Source organism: Mesorhizobium sp. M0633 (assembly GCF_040320645.1).
Classification (GTDB): domain Bacteria; phylum Pseudomonadota; class Alphaproteobacteria; order Rhizobiales; family Rhizobiaceae; genus Mesorhizobium.
The window spans coordinates 172,368-193,683 of record NZ_JAMYQC010000005.1 but is presented as its reverse complement, the minus strand read 5'-3'; the positions used below and the strand labels follow the sequence as shown (position 1 = coordinate 193,683).

The 21,316-nt window shown below is 63.1% G+C and carries 23 protein-coding genes and 3 pseudogenes; 17 read left to right on the top strand and 9 right to left on the bottom strand.

All coding sequences use genetic code 11. The annotated features are described in order from the left end of the window. Positions 1 to 9: 9 nt before the first annotated feature. Positions 10 to 285 carry a hypothetical protein gene (locus NKI47_RS07440; protein ID WP_051406139.1) on the bottom strand — a complete coding sequence of 92 codons (276 nt, stop codon included), beginning with the start codon at positions 283 to 285 and terminating at the stop codon, positions 10 to 12. A 261-nt stretch (positions 286 to 546) separates the two neighbouring features. Here NKI47_RS07440 and NKI47_RS07435 point away from each other — a divergent pair, with 261 nt between their 5' ends. From NKI47_RS07435 to NKI47_RS07375, 13 genes are read left to right on the top strand one after another with little or no spacing between them, the layout of a single operon-like run. Continuing rightward, the gene (locus NKI47_RS07435) at positions 547 to 1,203 is read left to right on the top strand and encodes a cytochrome c3 family protein (RefSeq protein ID WP_502898027.1); all 657 of its coding nucleotides are present in this window, start codon (positions 547 to 549) and stop codon (positions 1,201 to 1,203) included. Continuing rightward, the gene (locus NKI47_RS07430) at positions 1,187 to 4,174 is read left to right on the top strand and encodes a TAT-variant-translocated molybdopterin oxidoreductase (protein WP_352588830.1); all 2,988 of its coding nucleotides are present in this window, start codon (positions 1,187 to 1,189) and stop codon (positions 4,172 to 4,174) included. Before NKI47_RS07435 ends, NKI47_RS07430 begins: the two co-directional genes overlap by 17 nt. Next, positions 4,167 to 5,534, top strand: a complete 1,368-nt coding sequence (nrfD, locus tag NKI47_RS07425) for an NrfD/PsrC family molybdoenzyme membrane anchor subunit (protein WP_023677090.1) — start codon at positions 4,167 to 4,169, stop codon at positions 5,532 to 5,534. Before NKI47_RS07430 ends, nrfD begins: the two co-directional genes overlap by 8 nt. Continuing rightward, positions 5,531 to 6,058 (top strand): DUF3341 domain-containing protein, encoded by a 528-nt coding sequence (locus tag NKI47_RS07420; protein WP_023677089.1) that lies wholly within the window; start codon positions 5,531 to 5,533, stop codon positions 6,056 to 6,058. Before nrfD ends, NKI47_RS07420 begins: the two co-directional genes overlap by 4 nt. A gap of 2 nt (positions 6,059 to 6,060) precedes the next feature. After that, positions 6,061 to 6,606: a c-type cytochrome gene (locus NKI47_RS07415; RefSeq protein ID WP_352588965.1), complete on the top strand. Its 546-nt coding sequence runs from the start codon at positions 6,061 to 6,063 to the stop codon at positions 6,604 to 6,606. Then, positions 6,603 to 7,235 carry a hypothetical protein gene (locus NKI47_RS07410; RefSeq protein WP_352588827.1) on the top strand — a complete coding sequence of 211 codons (633 nt, stop codon included), beginning with the start codon at positions 6,603 to 6,605 and terminating at the stop codon, positions 7,233 to 7,235. Before NKI47_RS07415 ends, NKI47_RS07410 begins: the two co-directional genes overlap by 4 nt. Then, the gene (locus NKI47_RS07405; RefSeq protein ID WP_352588824.1) at positions 7,232 to 7,738 is read left to right on the top strand and encodes a hypothetical protein; all 507 of its coding nucleotides are present in this window, start codon (positions 7,232 to 7,234) and stop codon (positions 7,736 to 7,738) included. Before NKI47_RS07410 ends, NKI47_RS07405 begins: the two co-directional genes overlap by 4 nt. After that, the gene (locus NKI47_RS07400) at positions 7,731 to 8,183 is read left to right on the top strand and encodes a hypothetical protein (RefSeq protein ID WP_352588821.1); all 453 of its coding nucleotides are present in this window, start codon (positions 7,731 to 7,733) and stop codon (positions 8,181 to 8,183) included. The genes NKI47_RS07405 and NKI47_RS07400 overlap by 8 nt, the downstream gene beginning before the upstream one ends. Next, positions 8,180 to 8,929: an SCO family protein gene (locus NKI47_RS07395; RefSeq protein WP_352577676.1), complete on the top strand. Its 750-nt coding sequence runs from the start codon at positions 8,180 to 8,182 to the stop codon at positions 8,927 to 8,929. Before NKI47_RS07400 ends, NKI47_RS07395 begins: the two co-directional genes overlap by 4 nt. Then, a complete protein-coding gene (gene coxB / locus NKI47_RS07390; RefSeq protein WP_352588818.1) occupies positions 8,926 to 9,897 on the top strand; it encodes a cytochrome c oxidase subunit II in 972 nt (323 codons plus the stop codon). Before NKI47_RS07395 ends, coxB begins: the two co-directional genes overlap by 4 nt. Beyond that, positions 9,894 to 11,531, top strand: a complete 1,638-nt coding sequence (gene ctaD, locus NKI47_RS07385; RefSeq protein ID WP_352588815.1) for a cytochrome c oxidase subunit I — start codon at positions 9,894 to 9,896, stop codon at positions 11,529 to 11,531. The genes coxB and ctaD overlap by 4 nt, the downstream gene beginning before the upstream one ends. After that, a complete protein-coding gene (locus NKI47_RS07380; RefSeq protein WP_352588812.1) occupies positions 11,528 to 12,166 on the top strand; it encodes a cytochrome c oxidase subunit 3 in 639 nt (212 codons plus the stop codon). The genes ctaD and NKI47_RS07380 overlap by 4 nt, the downstream gene beginning before the upstream one ends. Further along, positions 12,163 to 12,417: a cytochrome C oxidase subunit IV family protein gene (locus NKI47_RS07375; RefSeq protein ID WP_023677081.1), complete on the top strand. Its 255-nt coding sequence runs from the start codon at positions 12,163 to 12,165 to the stop codon at positions 12,415 to 12,417. The genes NKI47_RS07380 and NKI47_RS07375 overlap by 4 nt, the downstream gene beginning before the upstream one ends. A gap of 47 nt (positions 12,418 to 12,464) precedes the next feature. Here the strand turns inward: NKI47_RS07375 and NKI47_RS07370 are convergent, their stop codons facing one another. From NKI47_RS07370 to NKI47_RS07360, 3 genes are all read right to left on the bottom strand, one after another. Then, the gene (locus tag NKI47_RS07370; RefSeq protein WP_352588809.1) at positions 12,465 to 12,752 is read right to left on the bottom strand and encodes a hypothetical protein; all 288 of its coding nucleotides are present in this window, start codon (positions 12,750 to 12,752) and stop codon (positions 12,465 to 12,467) included. A 479-nt stretch (positions 12,753 to 13,231) separates the two neighbouring features. Next, a complete protein-coding gene (locus NKI47_RS07365; RefSeq protein WP_352588806.1) occupies positions 13,232 to 14,632 on the bottom strand; it encodes a phospholipase D family protein in 1,401 nt (466 codons plus the stop codon). 63 nt (positions 14,633 to 14,695) lie between these two features. Continuing rightward, positions 14,696 to 15,511: an endonuclease/exonuclease/phosphatase family protein gene (locus tag NKI47_RS07360; protein WP_502897026.1), complete on the bottom strand. Its 816-nt coding sequence runs from the start codon at positions 15,509 to 15,511 to the stop codon at positions 14,696 to 14,698. A gap of 182 nt (positions 15,512 to 15,693) precedes the next feature. Here NKI47_RS07360 and NKI47_RS07355 point away from each other — a divergent pair, with 182 nt between their 5' ends. Continuing rightward, entirely contained in the window at positions 15,694 to 16,104 is a 411-nt protein-coding gene (locus NKI47_RS07355) for a DUF427 domain-containing protein (RefSeq protein WP_352588800.1), read from the top strand. A 31-nt stretch (positions 16,105 to 16,135) separates the two neighbouring features. Here NKI47_RS07355 and NKI47_RS07350 read toward each other — a convergent pair. The 4 genes and pseudogenes from NKI47_RS07350 to ku all read right to left on the bottom strand — a co-directional run bounded on the left by NKI47_RS07350 (position 16,136) and on the right by ku (position 19,455). Continuing rightward, positions 16,136 to 16,551 (bottom strand): annotated as a pseudogene (locus tag NKI47_RS07350) (HD domain-containing protein). 128 nt (positions 16,552 to 16,679) lie between these two features. Further along, the gene (locus NKI47_RS07345; protein WP_352588797.1) at positions 16,680 to 17,051 is read right to left on the bottom strand and encodes an avidin/streptavidin family protein; all 372 of its coding nucleotides are present in this window, start codon (positions 17,049 to 17,051) and stop codon (positions 16,680 to 16,682) included. Positions 17,052 to 17,127: 76 nt separating this feature from the next. After that, positions 17,128 to 18,528, bottom strand: coding sequence for a PAS domain-containing HWE histidine kinase family protein (locus NKI47_RS07340; protein WP_352588794.1), 1,401 nt, complete (start codon positions 18,526 to 18,528; stop codon positions 17,128 to 17,130). Positions 18,529 to 18,621: 93 nt separating this feature from the next. Continuing rightward, positions 18,622 to 19,455 (bottom strand): non-homologous end joining protein Ku, encoded by an 834-nt coding sequence (ku, locus tag NKI47_RS07335; protein WP_023677071.1) that lies wholly within the window; start codon positions 19,453 to 19,455, stop codon positions 18,622 to 18,624. 119 nt (positions 19,456 to 19,574) lie between these two features. On the opposite strand from ku, the gene NKI47_RS07330 reads away from it, so the two are divergent. Further along, positions 19,575 to 20,039, top strand: coding sequence for an NUDIX hydrolase (locus NKI47_RS07330; protein WP_352577665.1), 465 nt, complete (start codon positions 19,575 to 19,577; stop codon positions 20,037 to 20,039). Between the two features lie 54 nt (positions 20,040 to 20,093). Here NKI47_RS07330 and NKI47_RS07325 read toward each other — a convergent pair. Further along, positions 20,094 to 20,697 (bottom strand): annotated as a pseudogene (locus NKI47_RS07325) (alpha-ketoglutarate-dependent dioxygenase AlkB). Between the two features lie 112 nt (positions 20,698 to 20,809). Here NKI47_RS07325 and NKI47_RS07320 point away from each other — a divergent pair. Further along, entirely contained in the window at positions 20,810 to 21,025 is a 216-nt protein-coding gene (locus NKI47_RS07320; RefSeq protein WP_352588791.1) for a KTSC domain-containing protein, read from the top strand. A 161-nt stretch (positions 21,026 to 21,186) separates the two neighbouring features. After that, positions 21,187 to 21,315: pseudogene (locus tag NKI47_RS07315) on the top strand (histidine kinase); the annotation flags it as partial. Between the last annotated feature and the right edge of the window lies 1 nt (position 21,316).

Below are 21,316 nucleotides of genomic sequence, written 5' to 3'. Positions count from 1 at the left end.
CGTCTGGCGTCAGCTTTTAGGCAATGCGTAGGCAATGACGTCGGCAATGACGTCGTCGCCGATCCTGGTCTCCATGAAATGGTGTCCGCCGGGTGCAAGTGTCGCCAGCCAGGTCAGGACATAAAGCCATACACCGGCGGCATTGCCGGCAAGCAGCAGGCTGCCGGCGGCCAGCAGGGCGATCCCGGCGGGCAGATAGTACCAGGATCCGCCCAGCGCGATCAGCCAGGCACCGCCCCCTCCGATCGGCAGGCCGAGGATCGTCAGCAGCGCGCCGACGAACATCGTCCACCAGAAGGCAACGCCGGACCGGCGGCGAATGGGATGGGGTGGGGGATGGTCATGATGCTTATCCGGGTGAAACAGAACGTGACCTCATCCGAACGTATGAAGGGTTCGATGGTTTCCGGTCACCCCGACCTGATGGGCCAGGGCGGGGTAACCATTCTGTGATCTCCGCTGCTCCAGCCGGAACTTACCCACGCAGCCTTAGTTAGGCACTTTGGGGGGTGAATACGGTTTGCTGGATGCGAAATCGGCGAGGGGATGCCGCAGGTCTTTTCAAGGAGTGCCAACGGCATTTCACGCTTCGCTCTGTGGGGCGCGTGTTTCATGGCGATCTTTGCGGCTCTCGGCGGTACCGCCGTCTTGCGTTCGGACTTCGTCACCGGCGTTGGCCGGCCGTTGGCGCAACCAGTGCCGTTCAGCCACAGGCACCATGTCGGCGAGCTCGGCCTCGATTGCCGTTATTGCCATAGCGGCGCCGAGACTTCGTCATCGGCGGGTCTGCCGGCGACCGAGGTGTGCATGACCTGCCATTCGCAGCTGTTCACCAACGTGGACATGCTGGCGCCGATACGGGCAAGCCTTGCTTCCGGGCAGCCATTGCAGTGGCAGCGGGTGAACAGTGTCCCCGACTTCGTCTATTTCAATCATTCGATCCATATCGCTAAAGGCGTCGCCTGCGAGACGTGCCATGGCGAGGTCGACGACATGCCGCTGATGCGGCGGGCGCACGCACTATCGATGGAATGGTGCCTGGCATGCCATCGCGATCCCGAGCCTAATTTGCGTCCGCCGGAGGACGTGTTCCTGAGGCACTGGAAGCCACCGGCCGGCATCGCCGAAATCCGCCGGTCACTCATCAGCCTTCTCGATATCCACCCCGAGACCATGACCGACTGTTATGTCTGCCACCGCTGACAAACCGATCGCGGCTCCAGACATGGCCGGCCTGCGCGAACGGCTTTCGCCCGGCCCGGAGCTGTGGCGAAGCCTCGACGAGCTCGCCGATACGCCGGAATTCCGCCGCTTCGTCGATGCCGAATTTCCCTCGATCGCCGAGCGCATCCCGCGGCTCGACCGGCGCACGCTGCTGAAGCTGATGGGTGCATCGCTGACGCTGGCCGGGCTTGCCGCCTGCAGCCGGGCCGAAGACATCCTGCCTTATATCCGCCAGCCGGAAAACATCGTTCCCGGCAAGCCGCTTTATTACGCGACCACGCTTTCGAGCGATGGCTACGGTATCGGTGCGGTGGTCGAAAGCCATGAGGGCCGGCCGACCAAGGTGGAAGGCAATCCCGACCATCCGGCCTCGCGCGGTGCGACGGACGCCATCATGCAGGCGGCGGTGCTGTCGCTTTTCGACCCCGATCGCTCGCGCATGCCGCTGAAACACGGCGAACCGGCGGCCTATGGCGACTTCCTTGCCGACATGGCCGAGCTCACCTCGCGGCTGGCCGGCTCAGGCGGTGCCGGCGCGGCGCTGCTGATCGAGGCGACGACCTCGCCCACCATGAAGGCGCAGCTCGAGGCGCTGCGCGCGCGCTACCCCAGGCTGAGGCTGTTCCAGCACGATCCCCTGGCAACGCCGTCCGGCGCCGAAGCCACGCAGACCCTTTTCGGCAGGGCGCTTGCACCGGTCTACCGGTTCGATCGCGCCGACGCGATTGTCAGTCTCGACGCGGATTTCCTGGGCGAGGGCCCCGGCCGTCTCGCTTACGCCCGTGACTTTGCCGCGCGGCGTCGCGTGCGCCGGGCGGACGATACGATGAGCCGGGTCTATGCGGTGGAATCGACGCCGACGATCACCGGCGCTGCCGCCGATCACCGCAGGCCGGTGCGGCCGAGCGAGGTCGAAGCCGTCGCCGCGGCGCTGAGCGCGGTGCTTGGCGGCGAAGCGGCGCCAAGCGCCTTGGCACTGGACCCGGCCTGGCTGGCTGCCACTGCGGACGATCTGAAGGCGGCCGGCCGCTCGGCGCTGATCGTGCCGGGCGTCCATCAAACACCGTTCGTCCATGCCGCGGCTCTTGCCATGAATGCGCGGCTTGGTGCGCTTGGCAACACCGTGGAACTGATCGAGCCGCCCGACGCGATGCCCATCGAGGGCGACCTCGCTGCACTTTGCCAGGCGATCGGCGCGCGAGATATCGACACCGTTGTCATACTCGGCGCCAATCCTCTCCACACCGCACCTGCGGGGTTCGATGTCCGCGACGTGTTTTCGCAGCTGAAGCTTCTTGTCCACTGGGGTCTCTACCGCGACGAAACCGCCTTCGCCGCACACTGGCATGTCCCTGCTGCGCATGATCTCGAAAGCTGGAGTGACCTGCGCGCCCATGACGGAACCGCGTCGATCGTGCAGCCGCTGATCAGGTCGCTTTACCAGGGGCGGGCGGTGCATGAAATCCTGGCCGTGCTTGGCGGTGAATTCGCTGTTTCTGCGCTGCCGCTCGTCCGCCGGACATGGGCACAAACGACTTGGGCGCAAGCACTGGACGATCCCGCGTGGCGAAAGGCGCTTCGCGACGGCTTTGTATCCGGAAGTGCCAGCACTCCAGTCGATGTTGCGATGCCGGCGGATTTGCGCGGCCTGAACCCGCGCGTCGAAGCGGCCAAAGGCGTCGAAATCCGTTTCGTCGCCGATCCCTGGCTGCGCGACGGACGCAATGCCAACTCGTCCTGGCTGCAGGAATTGCCGCGGCCACTGAGCAAGATCGTCTGGGGCAATGCAGCGCTGATATCGCCAGCGACGGCGGGGCGGCTTCAGGTGGAAAACGCCCGGGTCGTCAATATCGCCTCGAACGGCACGGACATCGATGCGCCGGTCTGGATCATGCCTGGCCATCCCGACGAGACCGTGACACTTGCTCTGGGCTTCGACCGGAAGCTCGGTTCGGTGGCAGCACTCGCCGACGGCCACGACGCGTACAGGCTGCGAAGCCTCGAGGCTCCCTGGATCGTCTATGGCGCCACGGTCGCGCCGCGGGACGGCAGTGCGCGGGTCATCACCACGCAACACCATCAGGCGATGGAGGGCAGGGCGATCGTTCGCCATGCCTCGCTCGAGGCCTTCCGCAAAAATCCACACTTCGTGCGCGACGGCGCCCCGCCCGCGCCAACCGGATCGCTCTATCCCGACTGGCAATACAGCCAGGAAGCCTGGGGCATGTCGATCGACCAGTCGGCATGCATCGGCTGCATGGCTTGCGTTTCTGCCTGCCAGGCGGAAAACAACATCGCCACCGTCGGGCCGGACGAATCGGCACTCGGCCATGAGATGCATTGGCTGCGGATCGACCGCTACTACTCCGGCCCGCTCGACGATCCCGACGTCTTTTTCCAGCCGGTGCCTTGCATGCATTGCGAGAAGGCGCCGTGCGAGGTCGTCTGTCCGGTCAACGCCACCACCCACACCCATGACGGGCTGAACGCGCAGGTCTACAACCGCTGCATCGGCACGCGCTACTGCTCGCAGAACTGCCCCTACAAGGTGCGGCGCTTCAACTTCCTGGACTTCCAGGAATTCGACAAGGATGCGGCCGGACCGGAACAGGCCGCGCACAATCCAGACGTCAGCGTCCGTTCGCGCGGTGTGATGGAAAAATGCACCTACTGCGTCCAGCGCATTTCCGAAAAACGCATCAAGGCGCAGATCGAAAACCGCCACATCGCCGACGGCGAAGTGGTGACCGCCTGTCAGCAGGCCTGCCCGACACAGGCGATCGTTTTCGGGGACCTCAACAGCAAGGGCGCCGCTGTCGTGCAGGAAAAAGCAGCGCCGCAACACTACGCCTTGCTCGAGGACCTCAACACGCGACCCCGCACCACCTATCTCGGCAAGATCAGGAATATCAACGGCCGTCTCTCGCCAGGCGGGAAAGCCGATGGCTGAGGCTATTGCTGGAAAACCGGGCGCACTGCCCGTTCTGCGCGGCCGGCACGACCTTCCGGAGATCAGCGGCCGTATCAGTGCGATCGTCCTCGACGGCAGGCTGCCGCGCTATTTCTGGACCGCGTTTTTCGCCTGCTTCGTCTTCGTCCTCATCTTTCTCTATTCGATTACCTATCTGATCTCGGTCGGCGTTGGCGCCTATGGCGTCAACATTCCGGTTGTCTGGGGCACGATGATTGGCAATTTCGTCTGGTGGATTGGCATCGGCCATGCCGGCACGCTGATCTCGGCGGTGCTTCTGCTTCTGCGCCAACCATGGCGCGCCTCGATCAACCGCTTTGCCGAGGCGATGACGCTGTTTGCCGTGGCAATGGCGGGGCTTTTCCCGATCCTGCATCTCGGCCGCCCGTGGTTCTTCTACTGGCTGCTGCCGCTACCCAACACGCATATGCATTGGCCGCAATGGCGCAGCCCACTGGTCTGGGATTTCGCGGCGATCGCCACCTATGCCAGCGTTTCGCTGATGTTCTGGTATATGGGCCTGCTGCCCGATCTCGCCGTCCTGCGCGACCGGGCGAAATCGCGCCCGGCGCAGCTGTTCTACGGGATACTGGCGCTCGGCTGGCGCGGTTCGGCCTTTCATTGGGCGCGCTACCAGACGGTCTATTTCCTGATGGCGGCACTGGCCACGCCGCTGGTCGTCTCGGTGCATTCGATCGTCTCGCTCGACTTCACCTTCGCCATCACGCCGGGCTTCCATTCGACTATCTTTCCTCCCTATTTCGTTGCCGGCGCGCTGCTGTCCGGCTTCGCCATGGTGCTTACCATCGCCATCCCGCTGCGCTGGGCGTTTTCGGTCCAGGATCTGATCACGCTGCGGCACATGGACAATGCCGCCAAGCTGATGATCGCCGCCGGCATGATCGTCATCTACGGCTATGCCTCCGAGGCTTTCTTCGCCTGGTATTCGGGCGAAACCTATGAGCGCACGATGATGTGGCAGCGCGCCTTCGGACCCTATGCGCCGCTGTTCTGGACCATGCTCGCCTGCAACGGCGCTGTTTTGCAATTGCTCTGGTTCCGGCGGGTGCGCCTCAACATGCCAGTGCTGTTCGCCATTGCCCTGATCATCAATGTCGGCATGTGGATCGAGCGCTACGTCATCGTCGTCACCGGGCCAAGCCGCGATTACCTGCCGTCGTCCTGGGGCGAACAATCACTGAGATGGCTCGACTTCGGCATCCTGTTCGGCTCGATCGGCACCTTCTTCGCATTGGTCTTCCTGTTCATCCGCGTCCTGCCGGCCATCACCATTTTCGAGGTCGAGGAGCTGGCCGGGGAGAGGGGCGGCGCAAGATGAGCCTTTACGGCGTCATTGCGGCTTTCGCCGATCCCGAAGCGCTGACCGAGGCGGTCCGCACCATGCGGGCGCGCGGCTACCGGCGCATGGACGCGTTCTCGCCGTTCCATGTGCATGGGCTGGCCGACATGCTCGGCATGCGCAAGACGCGCTTGCCATGGACCATCCTTGGCGGCGCCATCGTCGGCGCGGTGTTTGTCTATGGCCTGATCCTCTATTCGGTCGAGATCGATTTTCCGCTCAATGTCGGCGGCCGGCCGCTGCATTCCTGGCCGGCCTTTCTCGTCATCGCCTTCGAGGCCGCGATACTTGGCGCTGCGCTGGCCGCATTCTTCGGCATGCTGGCCGCCAATCGCCTGCCCGAATATTACCACCCGGTCTTCAACGCCACGAGCTTCACCTATGCGCGCGGCGGCAAGTTCTATCTGCTCGTCGAGGCCGCCGATCCGAAGTTCCGCAAGGGCGTGACCAAGGGCCAGCTGACACGGCTCGGCGCCGAAACCGTCGAGGAGGTGGAGGCGTGAACATGCGCACGATCCTGCTGTCGGCAGCCTTGCTGGTCGCCGGCTGCCGGCAGGACATGGAGGACCAGCCGCGCTACGATCCGCTCGAAAGCAGCAACCAGTTCGCCGACGGCATGTCGGCGCGGGCGCCGGTCGAGGACACGGTCGCACGCGATGCCGATCTTTCGCCGGTACCCGACACTTTTCCCTATCCGGTCACGATGATGCTGCTGCGGCGAGGCCAGCAACGCTTCGACATCTTCTGTTCGCCTTGCCACGGCCGCGCCGGCGACGGCCACGGCATGATCGTCGAGCGGGGCTTTCCGGCGCCGCCGACCTATCACCAGCACGCGTTGCGCAAGGCGAGCGACAGGCATTTCTACGACGTCATCAGCAACGGCTATGGCGCCATGTATTCCTACGCGGCGCGTGTCCCGCCTGCCGACCGCTGGGCGATCGTCGCCTATATCCGCGCCCTGCAATATTCGCGCGATGCACCAATTGCCGAGCTGCCGGAAAGCCTGCGTGCCGAGCTCAATGCGGAGCCGGATCGACGATGCGGGCGATGATGCGGCTTGCCACCGAACGTTTGATTTTGCCGGCGCTTGCCGTGGCCGCCGTCGGACTTGTGCTTTGCGCCACGGGATTGGCCTTCGACTTCAGAGCCATGTTGGCCGGCTGGCTGCCTGCGGCGCTCTTCCTGCTCGGCCTGCCGCTCGGCGCGCTGACCATCCTGATGGTGCATGGGCTGACCGGCGGCCGCTGGGGCGAGGCAATCCGCCAGCCGCTGCGCGCTCTCGTCGCGACGCTGCCGCTGGCGCTGCTTCTGCTGCTGCCGGTTCTGCTCAGGCTCGACCTGGTCGTTCCCTGGGCGAGTGCCGACGCGGCTGCATTGCCCGAGACGGTGCGCCAGAAATTCTCTTATCTGAACGTTCCGTTCTTTTTGCTGCGCTTTGCCGCCTGCGCCGCGATCTGGCTGGTGCTGGCGTGGCGCGTGCTCGACTGGACAACGACCGATAGCGGTCGTGGCAGCGCCGGCCGCGGCAAGGCCTATGCCGCTGGATTGATTGCGCATGGGCTGGCTGTGACGATTTTTGCCATCGACTGGATGCTCTCGCTGGAGCCGGAGTTCTCCTCGACCATCTATGCGTTGCTGGAAGCGTCGGCCGAAGTCGTCGGCGCTTACGCCCTGCGATGACGGTACTGTGTGTTAACCGCTCGATCGAGGTCATGGCGGGCGGCGAGGAGGATGTCGCGCTCAGCGAGGATTTGGCCAACATGCTGTTCGGCTTCGTGCTGCTGTGGACCTACCTGTCGTTCATGCAATGGCTGGTGACCTGGGGCGGCGACCTGCCAAACGAGATCCGTTGGTACCTCATCCGCAGCAGCAATGGCTGGCAGTATCTGCTCTGGCTGCTGATTGCGCTGCAATTCGCGGTCCCCTTTGCCGGGCTGCTCAGCCGGGATCTGAAGCGCAGCCATGCCGGCCTGCTGTCGATCTGCGGCATCGTGCTGGCTGGCCACTACGTCGATGTCCTTTGGCGGATCAGACCGCCGTTGGCGGACGGCAATGTGATCGCATTCTGGTACGATCTTGCCGCGCTGGCAGGAGCTGGCGGCCTCTGGCTTGCGCTGCTGCTTTTCGTGCTTGGCCGGCCGGACCGGATCGCCCTCTGGTGCCGGAGGCCGGTCCATGGCTAGGGCAGCCCGCCATCCCGAAACGCGCGACGTCTGGCCGGGCGCGCTGCTTGCCTTCGCGGCCGGCCTGCTGCTGCTCCTGGCCGCAACAGTCATCGTCCTCGGGCTCGTCTTCGACACCAGGCCGTTCGGGCCGCTGCCGGGGCCATCATCGGTCGGCAACCGGGCCAGTCCAGCCTTGCAGCGCTTTCCAGAAGACGACCTCGCTGCCTTCCGCAAGGCGGAGGAGCAGGAGCTGAACAAGGTCGGCTGGGTCGACCGCACCGCCGGCATTGCCCGCATTCCGATCGAGGACGCCATGTGGGCGATCGTCAGCCATGGTTTGCCGAACTGGGGGCAGCCGGCGCCGGCCGCCGGCGCCGACTGCGGATTGGTCGAGGCCGAGATACCACGCGCGCCACAGGCCGCTCGCTGCCGGACCGCGCCAGCCCAGGGAGGCCGGCCGTGAAGGCCTGGCTAACCGCTTTTTCCCTTCTCGCGGCACTGCCGGCCATGGCCTTCGCACGCCCGGCCTTCGATCCCGAGATCGGCGCGCAGCTCAGCCTCAACCGGGTGTTTCGCGATGCGTCCGGCGAGCAGCGCACGATCGGCCAAATGCTTGCCGGCCGGCCGGCGCTGCTGATTTTCGGCTACGACAAATGCCCGAACCTTTGTGGTGTGACCCAACAGGCGGTCGCCTCGGATTTGAAAAAGACCTCGCTCGACCCCGACACCTATCGCGCTTTGTTCGTCTCGATCGATGCCGCCGACACGCCCGAAGATGCGGGCGATGCGCAAGCCACGGTCGCCGCGGCGGCCGACGCGAGGAACCTGTCGGCGTGGCGGTTCCTGACCAGTGCCGACGGCGCCGGCGGCGCCCTTGCCGCGGAAGCCGGCATCAGTTTCGACACCCGCGCCCGGATCGACCAATTCGCCCATCCGATCGCGGTCATCGCGCTGACGCCAAAAGGCCGGATAGCGCAGGTGCTGCCGGCGCTGAGCTTCACGCCGCGCGATCTTGAGCTTGCCCTCGTCGAGGCATCTTCCGGCAGGCTCGGCTCGATCGCCGATCATGTCTTCCTGCTCTGCGCCGGCTTCGATGCGTCCAAGGGGCGATATACGCCGGCGATCTGGGCTGCGTTGAAGCTCGCCAGCATCGTGATGGTGGTGGGGTTGGCGACGGCCATACTGCTGGCGCGCGGGAGGCGGGCGTGAGCTTCGGCATCCGGTTTTTCCCGCAGGAAGCCTCGTCCATCGCAGGCAGCGTCGATGCCTTGTTCTACACATTGCTGGCTTTCGCAGGCGCGCTCGGCCTGTTCCTGACCGTTCTCGTTGTCGGCTACGCCGTCAAATATCGTATCGGCTCCGCAGCCGACCGTACCGGGGCGCGTGCCCGCAGCCTGCCGCTGGAGATGACGTGGACCATTGCCAGCCTGGTGATCGCCTTCATCTTCTTCGGCTGGGGCGCAGTCCTTTTTGTCCGGCGCGACCGTCCGCCACCGGACGCCGTCGAGATCGCCGGCCTCGGCAAGCAATGGATGTGGGAATTCCGCCATCCCGGCGGCCAGCGCGAGATCAACGAGCTGCACGTGCCGGTCGGCAAGGCGGTGGTGGTGTCGCTGGCATCACAGGACGTCATCCACTCCTTCTACGTGCCAGCCTTTCGGGTCAAGCAGGATGCCGTTCCCGGACGCACGGCCAATGTCTGGTTCATCGCCACGCAGCCGGGGCGTTATCACCTGTTCTGCGCCGAATATTGCGGCACGCAGCATTCCGAGATGGGCGGCTGGGTGACGGTGCTGGCGCCGGAGCAATATGCATCATGGCTCGGCAGTCAAGGTGAAGGCGAAAGCCTTGCCACGAGCGGCGGGAAACTGTTCCGCGCGCTCGGCTGCTCCGGCTGTCACGGCAATTTCAGCAAGGTGCGGGCGCCCGGCCTCGATGGGGTTTTCGGCCAGCCGGTGGCGTTGGCCAACCGGCAGACGGTCATCGCCGACGAACGCTATCTGCGCGATTCGATCCTTGTCCCGAACAAGGAAATCGCCGCCGGCTACCAGCCGGTGATGCCGAGCTTCGACGGTCTCGTTGACGAAGCCGAACTGCAGATGCTGATGGCCTATCTCAAATCCCTATCGCTCCAATCTCCCTCGTTCCCGGCGGCAAAAAACGAGGCGCCGCAATGAGCAGCGATTTGGCGTCGGCAAGCTATCTCGCAGAAGGTGCCGGGCCGCGCTCCTGGCTGCTGACAACAGACCACAAACGGGTGGCGTGGCTCTATTTCGTCTCGCTGACGGCCTTCTTCTTCCTCGGCGGAACCTTTGCCGTGCTGATGCGCATCGAGCTTGCGACGCCGGCCGGCGACCTGGTCTCCGACGATGTCTACAACCGGCTGTTTTCGCTGCACGGCATCATCATGGTGTGGTTCTTCCTGGTGCCGTCGATCCCGGCTACGCTCGGCAATTTCCTGCTGCCGCTGATGATCGGCGCGCGCGACCTCGCCTTTCCCCGGCTCAACCTGGCAAGCTGGTACGTCTTCATGTTCGGCAGCCTGTTCGCGCTCGCCTCGGTGGTTTTGGGCGGCGTCGACACCGGCTGGACCTTCTACACGCCGCTGTCGACGCTCTATGCCAACGGGTTTGTCTCGACCGCGGCATTCGGCGTTTTCATCGTCGGCTTTTCGACGATCATGACCGGCATCAATTTCATCGTCACCGTCCACACCTTGCGAGAGCCTGGCCTCACCTGGTTCCGGCTGCCGATCTTCGTCTGGACCCTGTACGCCACCAGCCTGGTGATGGTGCTGGCGACGCCGGTGCTTGCAGCATCGCTGATCCTCATCGTGCTGGAGCGCGTCTTCGGCATCGGCATCTTCAATCCCGACCTCGGCGGCGATCCGCTGCTGTTCCAGCATCTGTTCTGGTTCTACTCGCACCCCGCCGTCTACATCATGATCCTGCCAGGCATGGGAGTGGTCTCGGAAGTGCTGCCTTGCTTTAGCCGCCGGCCGCTGTTCGGCTACAAGGCCGTCGCCCTGGCTTCGATGGCGATCGCCGTCTTCGGCTTTCTCGTCTGGGGCCACCACATGTTCGTCAGCGGGCAGTCGGCCTATGCCGGCGTGGTGTTTTCGTTCCTGTCCTTCTGCGTCGCGATCCCATCGGCGATAAAGGTCTTCAACTGGAGCCTGACGCTGCGCAAGGGCGAAATCAGCTTCGAGACGCCGATGCTTTATGCGCTGTTCTTCCTGGCATTGTTCACCTTCGGCGGGCTGGCCGGCCTTTTCCTTGCCGCGCTCGCCATCGACGTCCACGTTCACGACACCTATTTCGTCGTCGCCCATTTCCACTACATCATGGTAGGCGGCATGGTGACCGCCTACATGGCAGGGCTGCATTTCTGGTGGCCGAAACTCACCGGCCGAATGTATTCGGAGGTTTGGGGCCGTATAGCCGCGGCTGTGACCTTCATCGGCTTCAACCTGACCTTTTTTCCGCAATATGTGCTCGGCTTTCTGGGCATGCCGCGGCGCTACCATACCTATCCGCCGGAATTCGCTTTCTGGCACATTCTGTCGTCGGCAGGCGCCGTGGTGCTGGCGATCGGCTATCTGATGCCGCTCCTCTACTTGGCATGGTCGCTGTTTCGAGGCGCGCAGGCGCCGGCCAATCCGTGGCGAGCGACCGGGTTGGAATGGCAAACAAGCTCGCCGCCGCCAGCGCATAATTTCGATCGCATGCCGACCGTCACCAGACCAGCCTACGACTATCCGATGAAAGGCCTGACCGAGAAACGGTCGGACCCGGTGGAGGATCTGGTTTGAAGTCACCGACGACAAGCATCGCCTTCGACCGGCCGGCTCGCGAAACGGCAGCCGACAGCTTTGCCATGTGGGTGTTCATCGGCTCCGAGGTGATGCTGTTCGGCGCCATCCTGCTCGTCTTCATGTTTGCCAGGTTGAGTTACGGCGACGCCTTCGCCGGCGCGGCGAAGCATCTGTCGCTGCCATTGGGCACCGCCAACACCGTCGTCCTGATCACCAGCAGTTTCGCTATGGCGCTCGCCCATATGTACACGGCCGCGCGGCGATGGCGCGCCGCTGGCTGGGCATTGGCTGCGACGGCGCTGCTCGGCGTCGTCTTCCTGGCGATCAAGGCGACGGAGTACGCCAGGGAATTCGGCGAAGGGCTGGCGCCGGTGCTCGGCGCACCTTTCATCTATAAGGGCCCGGATCCTGTTCATGCCGAATTCTTCTTCGGCCTCTATTTCGCGATGACGTCACTGCACGCCTTGCATCTGATTTGCGGCGTAATCGTCATCGGCGGCATCCTTGCGCTGTGGCCACGCACGATCGAGGCCAGCCGGTTCCGGCGCGTGCAGGCAATCGGCCTCTATTGGCATTTCGTCGATGTCGTCTGGGTCTTCCTGTTCCCCGTCCTCTATCTGATCAACAGATGAGCGAGTTCCGCAAACTCACGCTTGCTTATATCGGGCTTTTAGCCTTGCTGGCCCTGACCGTCGGCTCGTCCTTCCTCGCGCTCGGCGGCTTCAATTCGGCACTCAATCTGGTGATCGCCGCGGCCAAGACCGCCGTCATCGCCATCCTGTTCATGCATCTGGCCAGCGACGGCGTCCTGCCGCGTCTTGCGGTCGCTGCTGCCGGGTTTTGGCTGATGATCCTATTCGGGCTGACGCTGATCGGACAATAGGCCGAAGCGGCGCACCTCGTGATGCCTTGCCTGCGCTCGGACCGGCCTTACGGGGCCGGCTTTTGCTCGGCCGCCGACGTAGAAATCTTTTGGCCGTGGCCGTTGAGTTGCCGGGCCTCGTCCTCGGCTGCGTCTTCGAGCTTGGCGACGAGCAGATCCTTGAGGTCGCCAACCTCTTCCTCGATGTCTTCGATGGGTACGCCGGCGTCGGCCGCCTCTTCCTTGCATTCCCTGGCGAGGATTTCCGCCTCCCTTTCAAGCTTGATCGGAGGCGGCGGCACATGAACGTTTTCGTGGATCCAGTCCTGCAAGAATTCTATCGCACTGTCGCTCATGGCGCTCACCTATAGCGGCAACCCTGTAGTGCACATTAACGTACGTGTTGCAAAATGGATGCTTGGCAACGCCGGATTTCGGGTAGCGATATTTGACGATAGCGTGATCGCTTAGGAACTGGAGCTTCTGCAGCCAAATGGAATCACTTGGCGTCGCGGAATTGCGTCTAACCAGACAGTTGGAGCGGGATCTAATTTGAAAGCATCCCGCCCTAAGACGTGTTGCGCCGACGCGCCGGTGTTGCTCGATTCGGATCGCTTGTCGGCCGACCATCGTCATCGGCAGCAGCCGGTCGTGTCGGCCGCTCAGCGGCGCGGTCGGCGCGCATTTTGCGTTTATGCGCCATCCAGAACGGCAAGAGCTCGGCAAGAAAACTGTATATCGTGGTCTTCATCGGCATGCTCCGGACAACGGTTACAACTCGTGGTCCCGCATTTCCGTTCCGACAAAGAGTTGCGTTCCGACAAATCCGTCGCTTCTATAATTGCGATTCGATCGGCAGGCAGCCAACCAACGCTGCAACGATGCGCCGATAGAGACTGGCCTCCGGTTCACGCGAACATTGCCGCATCTCGCCATCCGCCATGCCGAGCCACCGCAGGGCGCCTTTGTCCAGGACCAGCTGATAGCTCGTCTGCGGTGACTTTTCGTGCTCGAACAGCCGGCGCAACTCCATCACCAGATTGGCATCGTGGAAAAGCACGCCCATTTCCGCATTCAACGACACCGAACGCGGATCGAAATTGAAGGAACCGACAAACCCCAGCGTGTCGTCGACCGTAAAGGCCTTGGTATGGAGGCTGGCTCCCTTTGAGCCGAAAACGGAGATGTTGGCCTGGCGGTTGAAGGGTTGCAATTCGAAAAGCTGGACACCTTTTTTAAGTAGCTTGCGGCGGTATTTGGCATAGGCGCCGTGCACGGCGGCGACGTCCGTCGCGGCGAGCGAGTTGGTGAGGATTGCAACCTCGGCGCCACGATCCACCAGCTTCGACAGGATGGCCAACCCGGTGCGGCCGGGGATGAAATAGGGCGAGACAATTTCGAGGCGCTGCCTGGTCGCCGCGATAGCGGGAAGCAGCTCTTTGGTCAGCCAGTTCCTGCGCCGCTTGCCGCGCACCTTTTCCGGCGGATCGGAAATGACGCGAACGCCTTTCGTCCAGCAGACCTCGTTATGCGCCGCAATGAACTCCGTGATCGTGCGCCAGGCACTGAGGCTGTTCAAAAGCTGGCCGTCCATCGACGCATCGAGATTATCGAGGAAATCGGCGCGCGAGCCCACCGCAGCCGGGTTGAGCAGCTGGATCGGCTTTGCCGCCTCGCAATTCCAGAACGCCTCGAAGATCTGCATCGTCTGCCCAACGGCAGGACCGAGAAGCAACAGGTCGAGATCACGGAAATTTGTCTCCGCGGCGTCGAAATAGGCATCGCCGATATTTCTTCCTCCGACGATGGCCAGGCTCCCGTCGGCGATCCAGGCCTTGTTGTGCATGCGGCGGGTCATCGCAAACAGCCGGGCGACCATCTCCAGCGAGCGAAAGATGCTGCCGTTCCTCATGCCGCTGGGGTTGAACAGCCTCAGCTCGATGTTCTTGTAGCTGTTGAGCGCCAGGTAAGCGGCGTCGCTGTTGCGCGGATTTATATCGTCCAGCAGCATGCGGACGCGGACACCGCGCTCCGCCGCCTTGACGACCTCCTGCATCAGCAGCCGGCCGCTATGGTCGTCGTGCCAGAGATAGTACATCAGGTCGAGGCTGCTGGTGGCACTGCGCGCGGCAAGGATTCGTGCGGCAAACGCGTCATAATTGTCGGCGATCAGCACCAGCCCGCTATTGCCGGCAGCGATCTTGTCCCGGGCAAACCGCGAAATGGCTGTATCCATAAAGTGCACCGACAAACATCAGCGAAGCAAACCGTCTGAAATCTGACTAACAACCCTTCAGGTTCATTCTGGTTGCAGTCGCGGCTGCCGTATCGCGTCCAGGTTCAGCCGGGCCTTGATCGGCAGATGATCGGAAGCCCGCTGCGCCAGCGGCGTCTTGTGCACCTCGATGCTGGAAATCAGGTGCGGCGGCCTGGCCAGGATGCGGTCGAGCGCAAACAGCGGAAAGCGCGACGGAAAACTCGGCAGAACCGCATCGATCGGACCGAAATGCGGCAGCAGGGCCAGCAGCGAAGACCTGTTGCGGACGCGCCATTCGTTGAGGTCGCCAAGCAGGATTGTTGGCCGCAGAACCGGGTGCGTGGCTTCGACAAGTGCGTTGGCTTGCTGCGAGCGCGAGCGCCGCAGCAAGCCGAAATGCGCGGCTATGATCCTGAGCGAGACGCCCTTCAGCTCCAGGTCCGCGATGACCGCGCCGCGCGGCTCCAGGCCGGGCAGCCGGATCTGGTTCACGCTTTCGACCACGCCGCGGCGTGCCAGGATCAGATTTCCGTGCCAGCCATGGCTGCGGCGGTTTTCCGGGACATGGGTGGGGACGAGGTCGCTGTCCCGCTCGAGCGCCGCGAGATCCAGCAATCCCTGCCTGCTTCCGGTTCTTTCGTCGGCCTCCTGCAAAGCAATGATATCGGCATCGAGTTCCTTGACCACGGCTGCGACCCGCTCCGGATCGAACCTGCCGTCGGTGCCGACGCATTTATGCACATTGTAGGATGCGACCGTAGTGCATGAAATTTCATTGCCGGGTGCCGCAAACCGCGGCACTTCCCTTCGCAGCGCAGCGCCAAGCGACCTTGGGAGGGTAGGCGATCGATCCAGCATGTGGTCCATTTGCTGTTGAGTCGGCGAGTGGCGGCCATTGCGATTATGGCGCGTGCGGAGGTCTGAAACAACGACGACCTTGCAAAACCGTTCCACCACCCGGCCTCGGCGCGCCCGCGGTCTGGAACCCTGACGGGCAACAACACGTTTCGGGAAGGCAGCGCAGTCAACGGAGAAGTCGAATGCAGCCCTTAGCCGCAAATTCCGCCCCCCGGCCAGGCCCGCTCAGGATTGTCCCGTTCGATGGAACCGTAACCGTTCGGTTCTCCGACGCCATTATTGCGTCGAGCGAGCGGGCAAAGCTGCTCTACGAAGACGGTCATGATCCTGTCTTCTACATTCCCTTCGAGGACATCTATTTCGACCTCTTGGAGAAGACGAACACGACGAGCCACAGCCCGCTGAAGGGCACGGCAAGCTATTGGCGTGTTCATGCGGTCGGTTCGTCGGCAGAAGACTTCATGTGGGCCTACGAGACGCCCGACACCCCGGCATTGGCGATCGCCCGCCATGGTGCGTTCGATCCCGGCAGGGCGCGGATCGACGCCGATCCCGCGGAAGACAAGCGGCACACGCCGCACGTCACCGAGTAGACCCACATCGGCGACAGCCGCCAGCTGTCCGTCAGCTCGCGAACTCTTCCCTGAGAATGCGCAAGCCGTCTTCGTATTCGCTGTCGAGGCACCGATCTGCCGTGCCTGCCATAGATTGTCGGCGAGATCGGCGCGCTTGACCGGCAATGCCAGCGGGTTGGCCGCGGCCCTGCGAACGAAAGCGGCATCGTCCTCGTTCGGCAGCCGCGTCATGGCGTCGACGGCAGACACGATGGACGGCCCGAACCCGGCCGCCTCAAGCCGGTCGCGGTTCCAGCCGTCGCCTTTTTCGATGACGTCGTGAAGATAGGCGATGGCTTTCTGGTCGAGCGTTTCGACGGCATCGACGACCCGGCGACAATGTTCGATATAAGGCCGCCCTGTCTTGTCCGTCTGCCCGGCATGAGCCTGTTCGGCGATTTTCGCTGCGCGATAAAGCACGCTCATTGGGTCGACCCCGTAACGAACAGCGCATGTCCTGGCTAACGCGCCATCGTCAGCGGGAGTTCCGATGCACCGCGGGAACCCTGCTGCCTCACTTGCGAGCTGAATGCCGCGGCGGCGGGCCCGACACGTCAGGAGACGCGTTCAAAACTGTCGAGGCTGGTTCCAAAGGCGCGCCAGGCGGGCAGTTTCCTGGCTCGGGCCGGGGCACCTTCCTTTTCCGCCGACAAAGCGGCATCCGCAACGGTGTGCCACAGCATCTCCAGCTTCCCGTTCCTGAGGATGCCGGTATAGCTCACCGCCGCGGCTCCGACCCGCCCTTCGGCCGCGCAGGCGAAGCCGATGACGTCTCCATGGCAGGCTCCGAACAGCGGCACGGTCATGCCGAAGAAGGCGCTGTCCTCCAGCGCCGTCCTGAAGGTTCCGCTGATCCGTCCGCCCTCTTCGGTGGTCAGTTCGACGACCGACCCGTACTGATTCCGCCAGGTGCCCAGCCAACTCATCGCTGCTCCTCCTGATTGCTACCAAAGGGATTGCGTTGCCACACGGCCGCCAAGCCGCGGCCGGTGTAGCGGGCCTTCAATCAGCCGCGATGCCAGCCATCGACATCTGAACGAAGCGCAGCGGCGCTTCCAGCGTCCAGGTGATGCCGTGCCTGGCGAATTCCAGGCGGCCGGTGCCGCTGAGCGCCTGCGGCGTGACGCGTTTGAGCACAACCGTTCCGAAACCGCGTCGCGTGTTTTCATCCACCAATGGTCCGTCCAGTTCCCGCCAGACAAGGCGGAAGCCGTCGCTGCCATCGGCGGCTGGGGTCACGGTCCATTCGACCTCGACCCGTCCGTCATGGTGCGACAGCGCTCCGTGCTTAACCGAATTGGTGGCCAGCTCGTGAAAGGCGATGCCGAGATATTGCACCGCGTTCGGCTGCAGCATGATCGTCGGCCCGCTCATCGACAGACGGGCCTGTGTCGCGAAGGCCTTGGTCTGTGCATGGATCAATTCGCCGATGGTCGCGCCACGCCATTCCGCATCGACCAGGAGGTCGTGCGATTCCGAAAGGGCCATGATGCGTTCCCGGACCCGTGAAAGGAAGGCCTCTGGCGTACCCGCCAGCTTGCTGGTCTCGCGGATCATCGAGACGATCACCGAATACTGGTTTTTAACGCGATGGTTGACTTCGCGCATGAGTGTGCGGATGCGCCGTTCGCTTTCCTTGTGGGGGCTGATGTCGCGCGCGATCTTGGAGGCGCCGATGATACGTCCGATGCCGTCGCGTATCGGCGAGATGGTGAGCGAAACCGGAACCAGGGTGCCGTCCTTGCGCTGCCGGATAGTCTCGTATGAAGGAATCCGTTCGCCGGCGCGAATGCGGCTGATGATCATGGCTTCCTCATCCAGGTGGTCGGGCGGGATGAGGATCGTCACCGGGCGCCCGATCGCCTCGGCGGGCGTATAGCCGAACAGGCGTTGTGCCGCGTCGTTCCAGCTGGTGATAATGCCGTTCAAGTCTTTGGACACGATGGCGTCCATCGAGGATTCGACGATGGCGGCGAGCCTTATGCCGGCGTCGTCGGCCAGCGTCTGCATGCGCAGGTCGAGCAGGGTGTTGATGGCACCGACAACCTCGCCGGCTTCATTGCGAAGCAGGACCGGATGCGCACTGAACGGGATGAGTTGGCCGTCCGGCCGCTCGGCGATGGCTTGGCCCCCACGAACGTCCCGCTCCTCGAGCAAGGCAACGGCCATTGGACACTCGTCATGCGTCATCGGTCGCCCGTCGAGGTGGCGAAGCTTCCATGACCCGCACCAGCGATCCTGGCCGATAACCGGACGATATCCCCAGAGATCGGCAGCGGCTTCGTTGAAGAAGGTGATGTAGCCTTGTTTGTCGGTGGTGTAGACGGCCACAGGCAACGCCTGCATCAGATCGGCGGAGGAAACTTGCGGGATCCCGCCAGTCCTTAGTTCAACGACGTCCACCAGTCCCCCGCTCTGCTTGGCTTGCCGACGGATTGCTACGTCATCTAAATGCGCGCGAGCGTTTTCGGTTCCGTTCGATCCGCTTTCGGACATTCAGGCTGATTTGCGTTTCGGGGCCGTTCTCGGCTTTTTGCTGGGAGCCTTGCCGCCTTCCTGCGCCAGGCTTTTGCGCAGAACATCGGCGAGATTGATGACGTTCGTCTTGGGCTCAGGTGCCGGCTTGGGCGGTTTCTTGCCCTTGCGCTTGGCCTCGATCATTGCAACCAGCGCCTTTTCATAAGTATCGTCGAACTTCGACGGGTCGAATTTGGCGGGCTTCTTGTCGATCAGCAATTGCGCGATTTCCAGCATCTCGGGATCGACCTTGCGAGCCTTCAGCCCTTCGAACACCGCGTCCGCCGCGACCACTTCATTGTGGTTGCGTAATTCCGTCATCAGCATGCCCTTGCCCAGCGGCTGGATCAGCACCTCTCGGCCTCGCTGGTACAGCACGACGCAGGAGCGGGCTGCTACCTTTTTCCTGGCCATGGCGTCCCGGATCACCGCGAAAGCCTCCGTGGAGGGCGCGTCGGCCGGAACGAGATAGTAGGGTTTTTCGAGGTAGCGTGCGTCGATTTCGGCGGCAGGCACGAACTCGCCGATCTCGAGCGTATGCTGCGATACCATCTTCAGTTTCTTGATTTCGTCCGGCTCTATATGGATGAACTCACCCTTTTCGACCTCATAGCCTTTTACCTGCTCCGCCGCCTCGACCGTATCGCCGGTCTCCTCGTCTAGATAGGCGCTCTTGACCGGGAGACCGTCCTTGCGGTTCAGGATCCTGAAATGCACTTTCTCGGCCTCGCTGACGGCACCGATGATCTTGACGCCACAGGAAACCGATCCGACTTTCATAAAGCCCTTCCAGGCAGCTCGCGGCGTCGCCATGTCGATCACTCATTTGTCGAACGGACGGAACGGCTGCGCGCGGAAATCGTTCCGCCATGGCAGGCTGTTCCATATGCCGGCCCGGACGTTCGTTTCATTTTCGTCAGGGGAATAGCGGAATGGCCCAACGCAGCGCAGGATTGCTCATCTTTCGCCGAAGGGAAGGACATCTCCAGGTCTTGCTGGTGCATCCGGGCGGCCCATTCTGGGCGAAGAAGGACGACGGCGCATGGTCGATCCCGAAGGGCTTGGTCGACGAGAACGAGGACGAGCTGGCGGCAGCAAAACGCGAGGCCGAAGAGGAACTCGGTCTTGCCATCGACGGGGATTTCGAAAGCCTTGGCAGCTACAGGCAGCCGGGCGGCAAGCTCGTCATCGCATGGTGCGTCGAGACGGATTTCGACAGCGACGCCATCAGCAGCAACACCTTCGTCATGGAATGGCCGCCAAGGTCCGGCTCGATGAAGGAATTTGCCGAAGTCGACAAAGCGGGCTGGTTCTCCCTGCCTGAAGCCAACCTCAAGATCCTGAAAGGCCAGCGCGCCATGCTGGCGGAGTTTGCCGGCCGGCATGGCGACGGATGAATTTGTTTCAGCCCAGTTCTTAGGGCAGTGCTCGGGCTTCCTCACCGCTCTGCTTTAAGCGCGTTGCGGCCGCAGCGTGCGCAAGGTGATCGAATAGCGGTGCTCCGCAACCGGCGGAATGCTGTGCTCCCATTCGCTGCGCGCGGCGCCCGTCATCAGATAGGCCGATCTTGGCTCGACGGTGACCGTCTTGCGGTCCCATCGCGTGCCGTTTTTCCGCCGCAGGCGAAAGCTGCAGGCGGCCAGCAGGGAAACACCGGCGACGCCCTCGAAATGAGGCTTGTCGCGGTGCCAGCCGATACCGGCGCCCGGCCGGTACTCGTTGATCAGCACCTGCACGAAGGTCTCGGCGGGCAGGCGGGCGAAGGCTGCAACCTTTTCCCTGAGCGGCAGCAGAAAAGCCGGGTATCGGCGGTGCCTCGACGACTTCGCGCCGGTCGTAGTCATAACGCAGCCCGAAGCCGACCACCCGCCGATTTGCCAGATGGCCGTGAAAGTCGAAGGCCTGAAAAGGCAGGGTTGCGAGCTGGCTCGCGAACGCTGCTTCTTCGTCCGGCGTGATCAGTTCGGGCCGGTAGCGGAATCCTTCCGGCAGGTCGTCGGCGGCGGCAAAGAGATCGCCCTGGCGGGCTGCAGCCGATGTCTTGGGCGATGGCATCAACCGTATTTGGTGAAGCCGGCCCGTAGCGGCAAGGCTGGCTTCGGCAGCAAGGAACCTCGCTCTCAGTGCAGGGTTATTCACACGACGGCGTGGATTGGACCTGTCGAGGATGCCTTCAACTGCGATCAGAAGCATCGATTACCAGCCGGCGACGAGGGTACTCTCCGTATGGTTCGTCCCGAGCGGAAACCGCTATGATTACGAGGACGTGCCGCCGCAGGTCCACGCGGCATTCCGCAAAGCCTCGTCAAAGGGCCGGTTCTTCAACGAGCATATTCGCGACCGGTACAAATACCATCTGGTCGAGCAGAGCCATTCGAGGTGAGCCTTCAGCCGCTTCTCAACCACGATCTCGGCTCTCCGCCATGCCTGGCCGCGTGGTGGCAATGAGCGGACTTCGCAGTTGGCGAGCGACCTGATATTGATCATGGTCCCACCCAAAACATCGAAAGCTTGGAATGTCCGCCGAAGCCGAAAAAACCGAGCGAAGGCGAGACCTGGCCGAAACCCGGCAAGCTCGGAGCACTGATCGCTCAATCGCTGACCGAAAATGCCAAAGCCCGGTTCGAGGTGGATTCTGCCCCCGGCAAAGGAACGCGGGTGACCATCGTGTTCA

Bases quoted from the DNA above. Each gene is read 5' to 3' on its own strand.
- NKI47_RS07415 (WP_352588965.1), top strand. From the start codon at position 6,061: ATGCGCACGATCCTGCTGTCGGCAGCCTTGCTGGTCGCCGGCTGCCGG.
- NKI47_RS07360 (WP_502897026.1), bottom strand. From the start codon at position 15,511: ATGCTGGATCGATCGCCTACCCTCCCAAGGTCGCTTGGCGCTGCGCTG.
- NKI47_RS07320 (WP_352588791.1), top strand. From the start codon at position 20,810: ATGCCTTCAACTGCGATCAGAAGCATCGATTACCAGCCGGCGACGAGG.
- NKI47_RS07355 (WP_352588800.1), top strand. From the start codon at position 15,694: ATGCAGCCCTTAGCCGCAAATTCCGCCCCCCGGCCAGGCCCGCTCAGG.
- ku (WP_023677071.1), bottom strand. From the start codon at position 19,455: ATGGCGACGCCGCGAGCTGCCTGGAAGGGCTTTATGAAAGTCGGATCG.
- NKI47_RS07430 (WP_352588830.1), top strand. From the start codon at position 1,187: ATGTCTGCCACCGCTGACAAACCGATCGCGGCTCCAGACATGGCCGGC.
- NKI47_RS07405 (WP_352588824.1), top strand. From the start codon at position 7,232: ATGACGGTACTGTGTGTTAACCGCTCGATCGAGGTCATGGCGGGCGGC.
- NKI47_RS07400 (WP_352588821.1), top strand. From the start codon at position 7,731: ATGGCTAGGGCAGCCCGCCATCCCGAAACGCGCGACGTCTGGCCGGGC.
- NKI47_RS07435 (WP_502898027.1), top strand. From the start codon at position 547: ATGCCGCAGGTCTTTTCAAGGAGTGCCAACGGCATTTCACGCTTCGCT.
- ctaD (WP_352588815.1), top strand. From the start codon at position 9,894: ATGAGCAGCGATTTGGCGTCGGCAAGCTATCTCGCAGAAGGTGCCGGG.
- NKI47_RS07375 (WP_023677081.1), top strand. From the start codon at position 12,163: ATGAGCGAGTTCCGCAAACTCACGCTTGCTTATATCGGGCTTTTAGCC.
- NKI47_RS07420 (WP_023677089.1), top strand. From the start codon at position 5,531: ATGAGCCTTTACGGCGTCATTGCGGCTTTCGCCGATCCCGAAGCGCTG.
- NKI47_RS07370 (WP_352588809.1), bottom strand. From the start codon at position 12,752: ATGAGCGACAGTGCGATAGAATTCTTGCAGGACTGGATCCACGAAAAC.
- NKI47_RS07365 (WP_352588806.1), bottom strand. From the start codon at position 14,632: ATGGATACAGCCATTTCGCGGTTTGCCCGGGACAAGATCGCTGCCGGC.
- NKI47_RS07330 (WP_352577665.1), top strand. From the start codon at position 19,575: ATGGCCCAACGCAGCGCAGGATTGCTCATCTTTCGCCGAAGGGAAGGA.
- NKI47_RS07410 (WP_352588827.1), top strand. From the start codon at position 6,603: ATGATGCGGCTTGCCACCGAACGTTTGATTTTGCCGGCGCTTGCCGTG.
- nrfD (WP_023677090.1), top strand. From the start codon at position 4,167: ATGGCTGAGGCTATTGCTGGAAAACCGGGCGCACTGCCCGTTCTGCGC.
- NKI47_RS07345 (WP_352588797.1), bottom strand. From the start codon at position 17,051: ATGAGTTGGCTGGGCACCTGGCGGAATCAGTACGGGTCGGTCGTCGAA.
- NKI47_RS07440 (WP_051406139.1), bottom strand. From the start codon at position 285: ATGTTCGTCGGCGCGCTGCTGACGATCCTCGGCCTGCCGATCGGAGGG.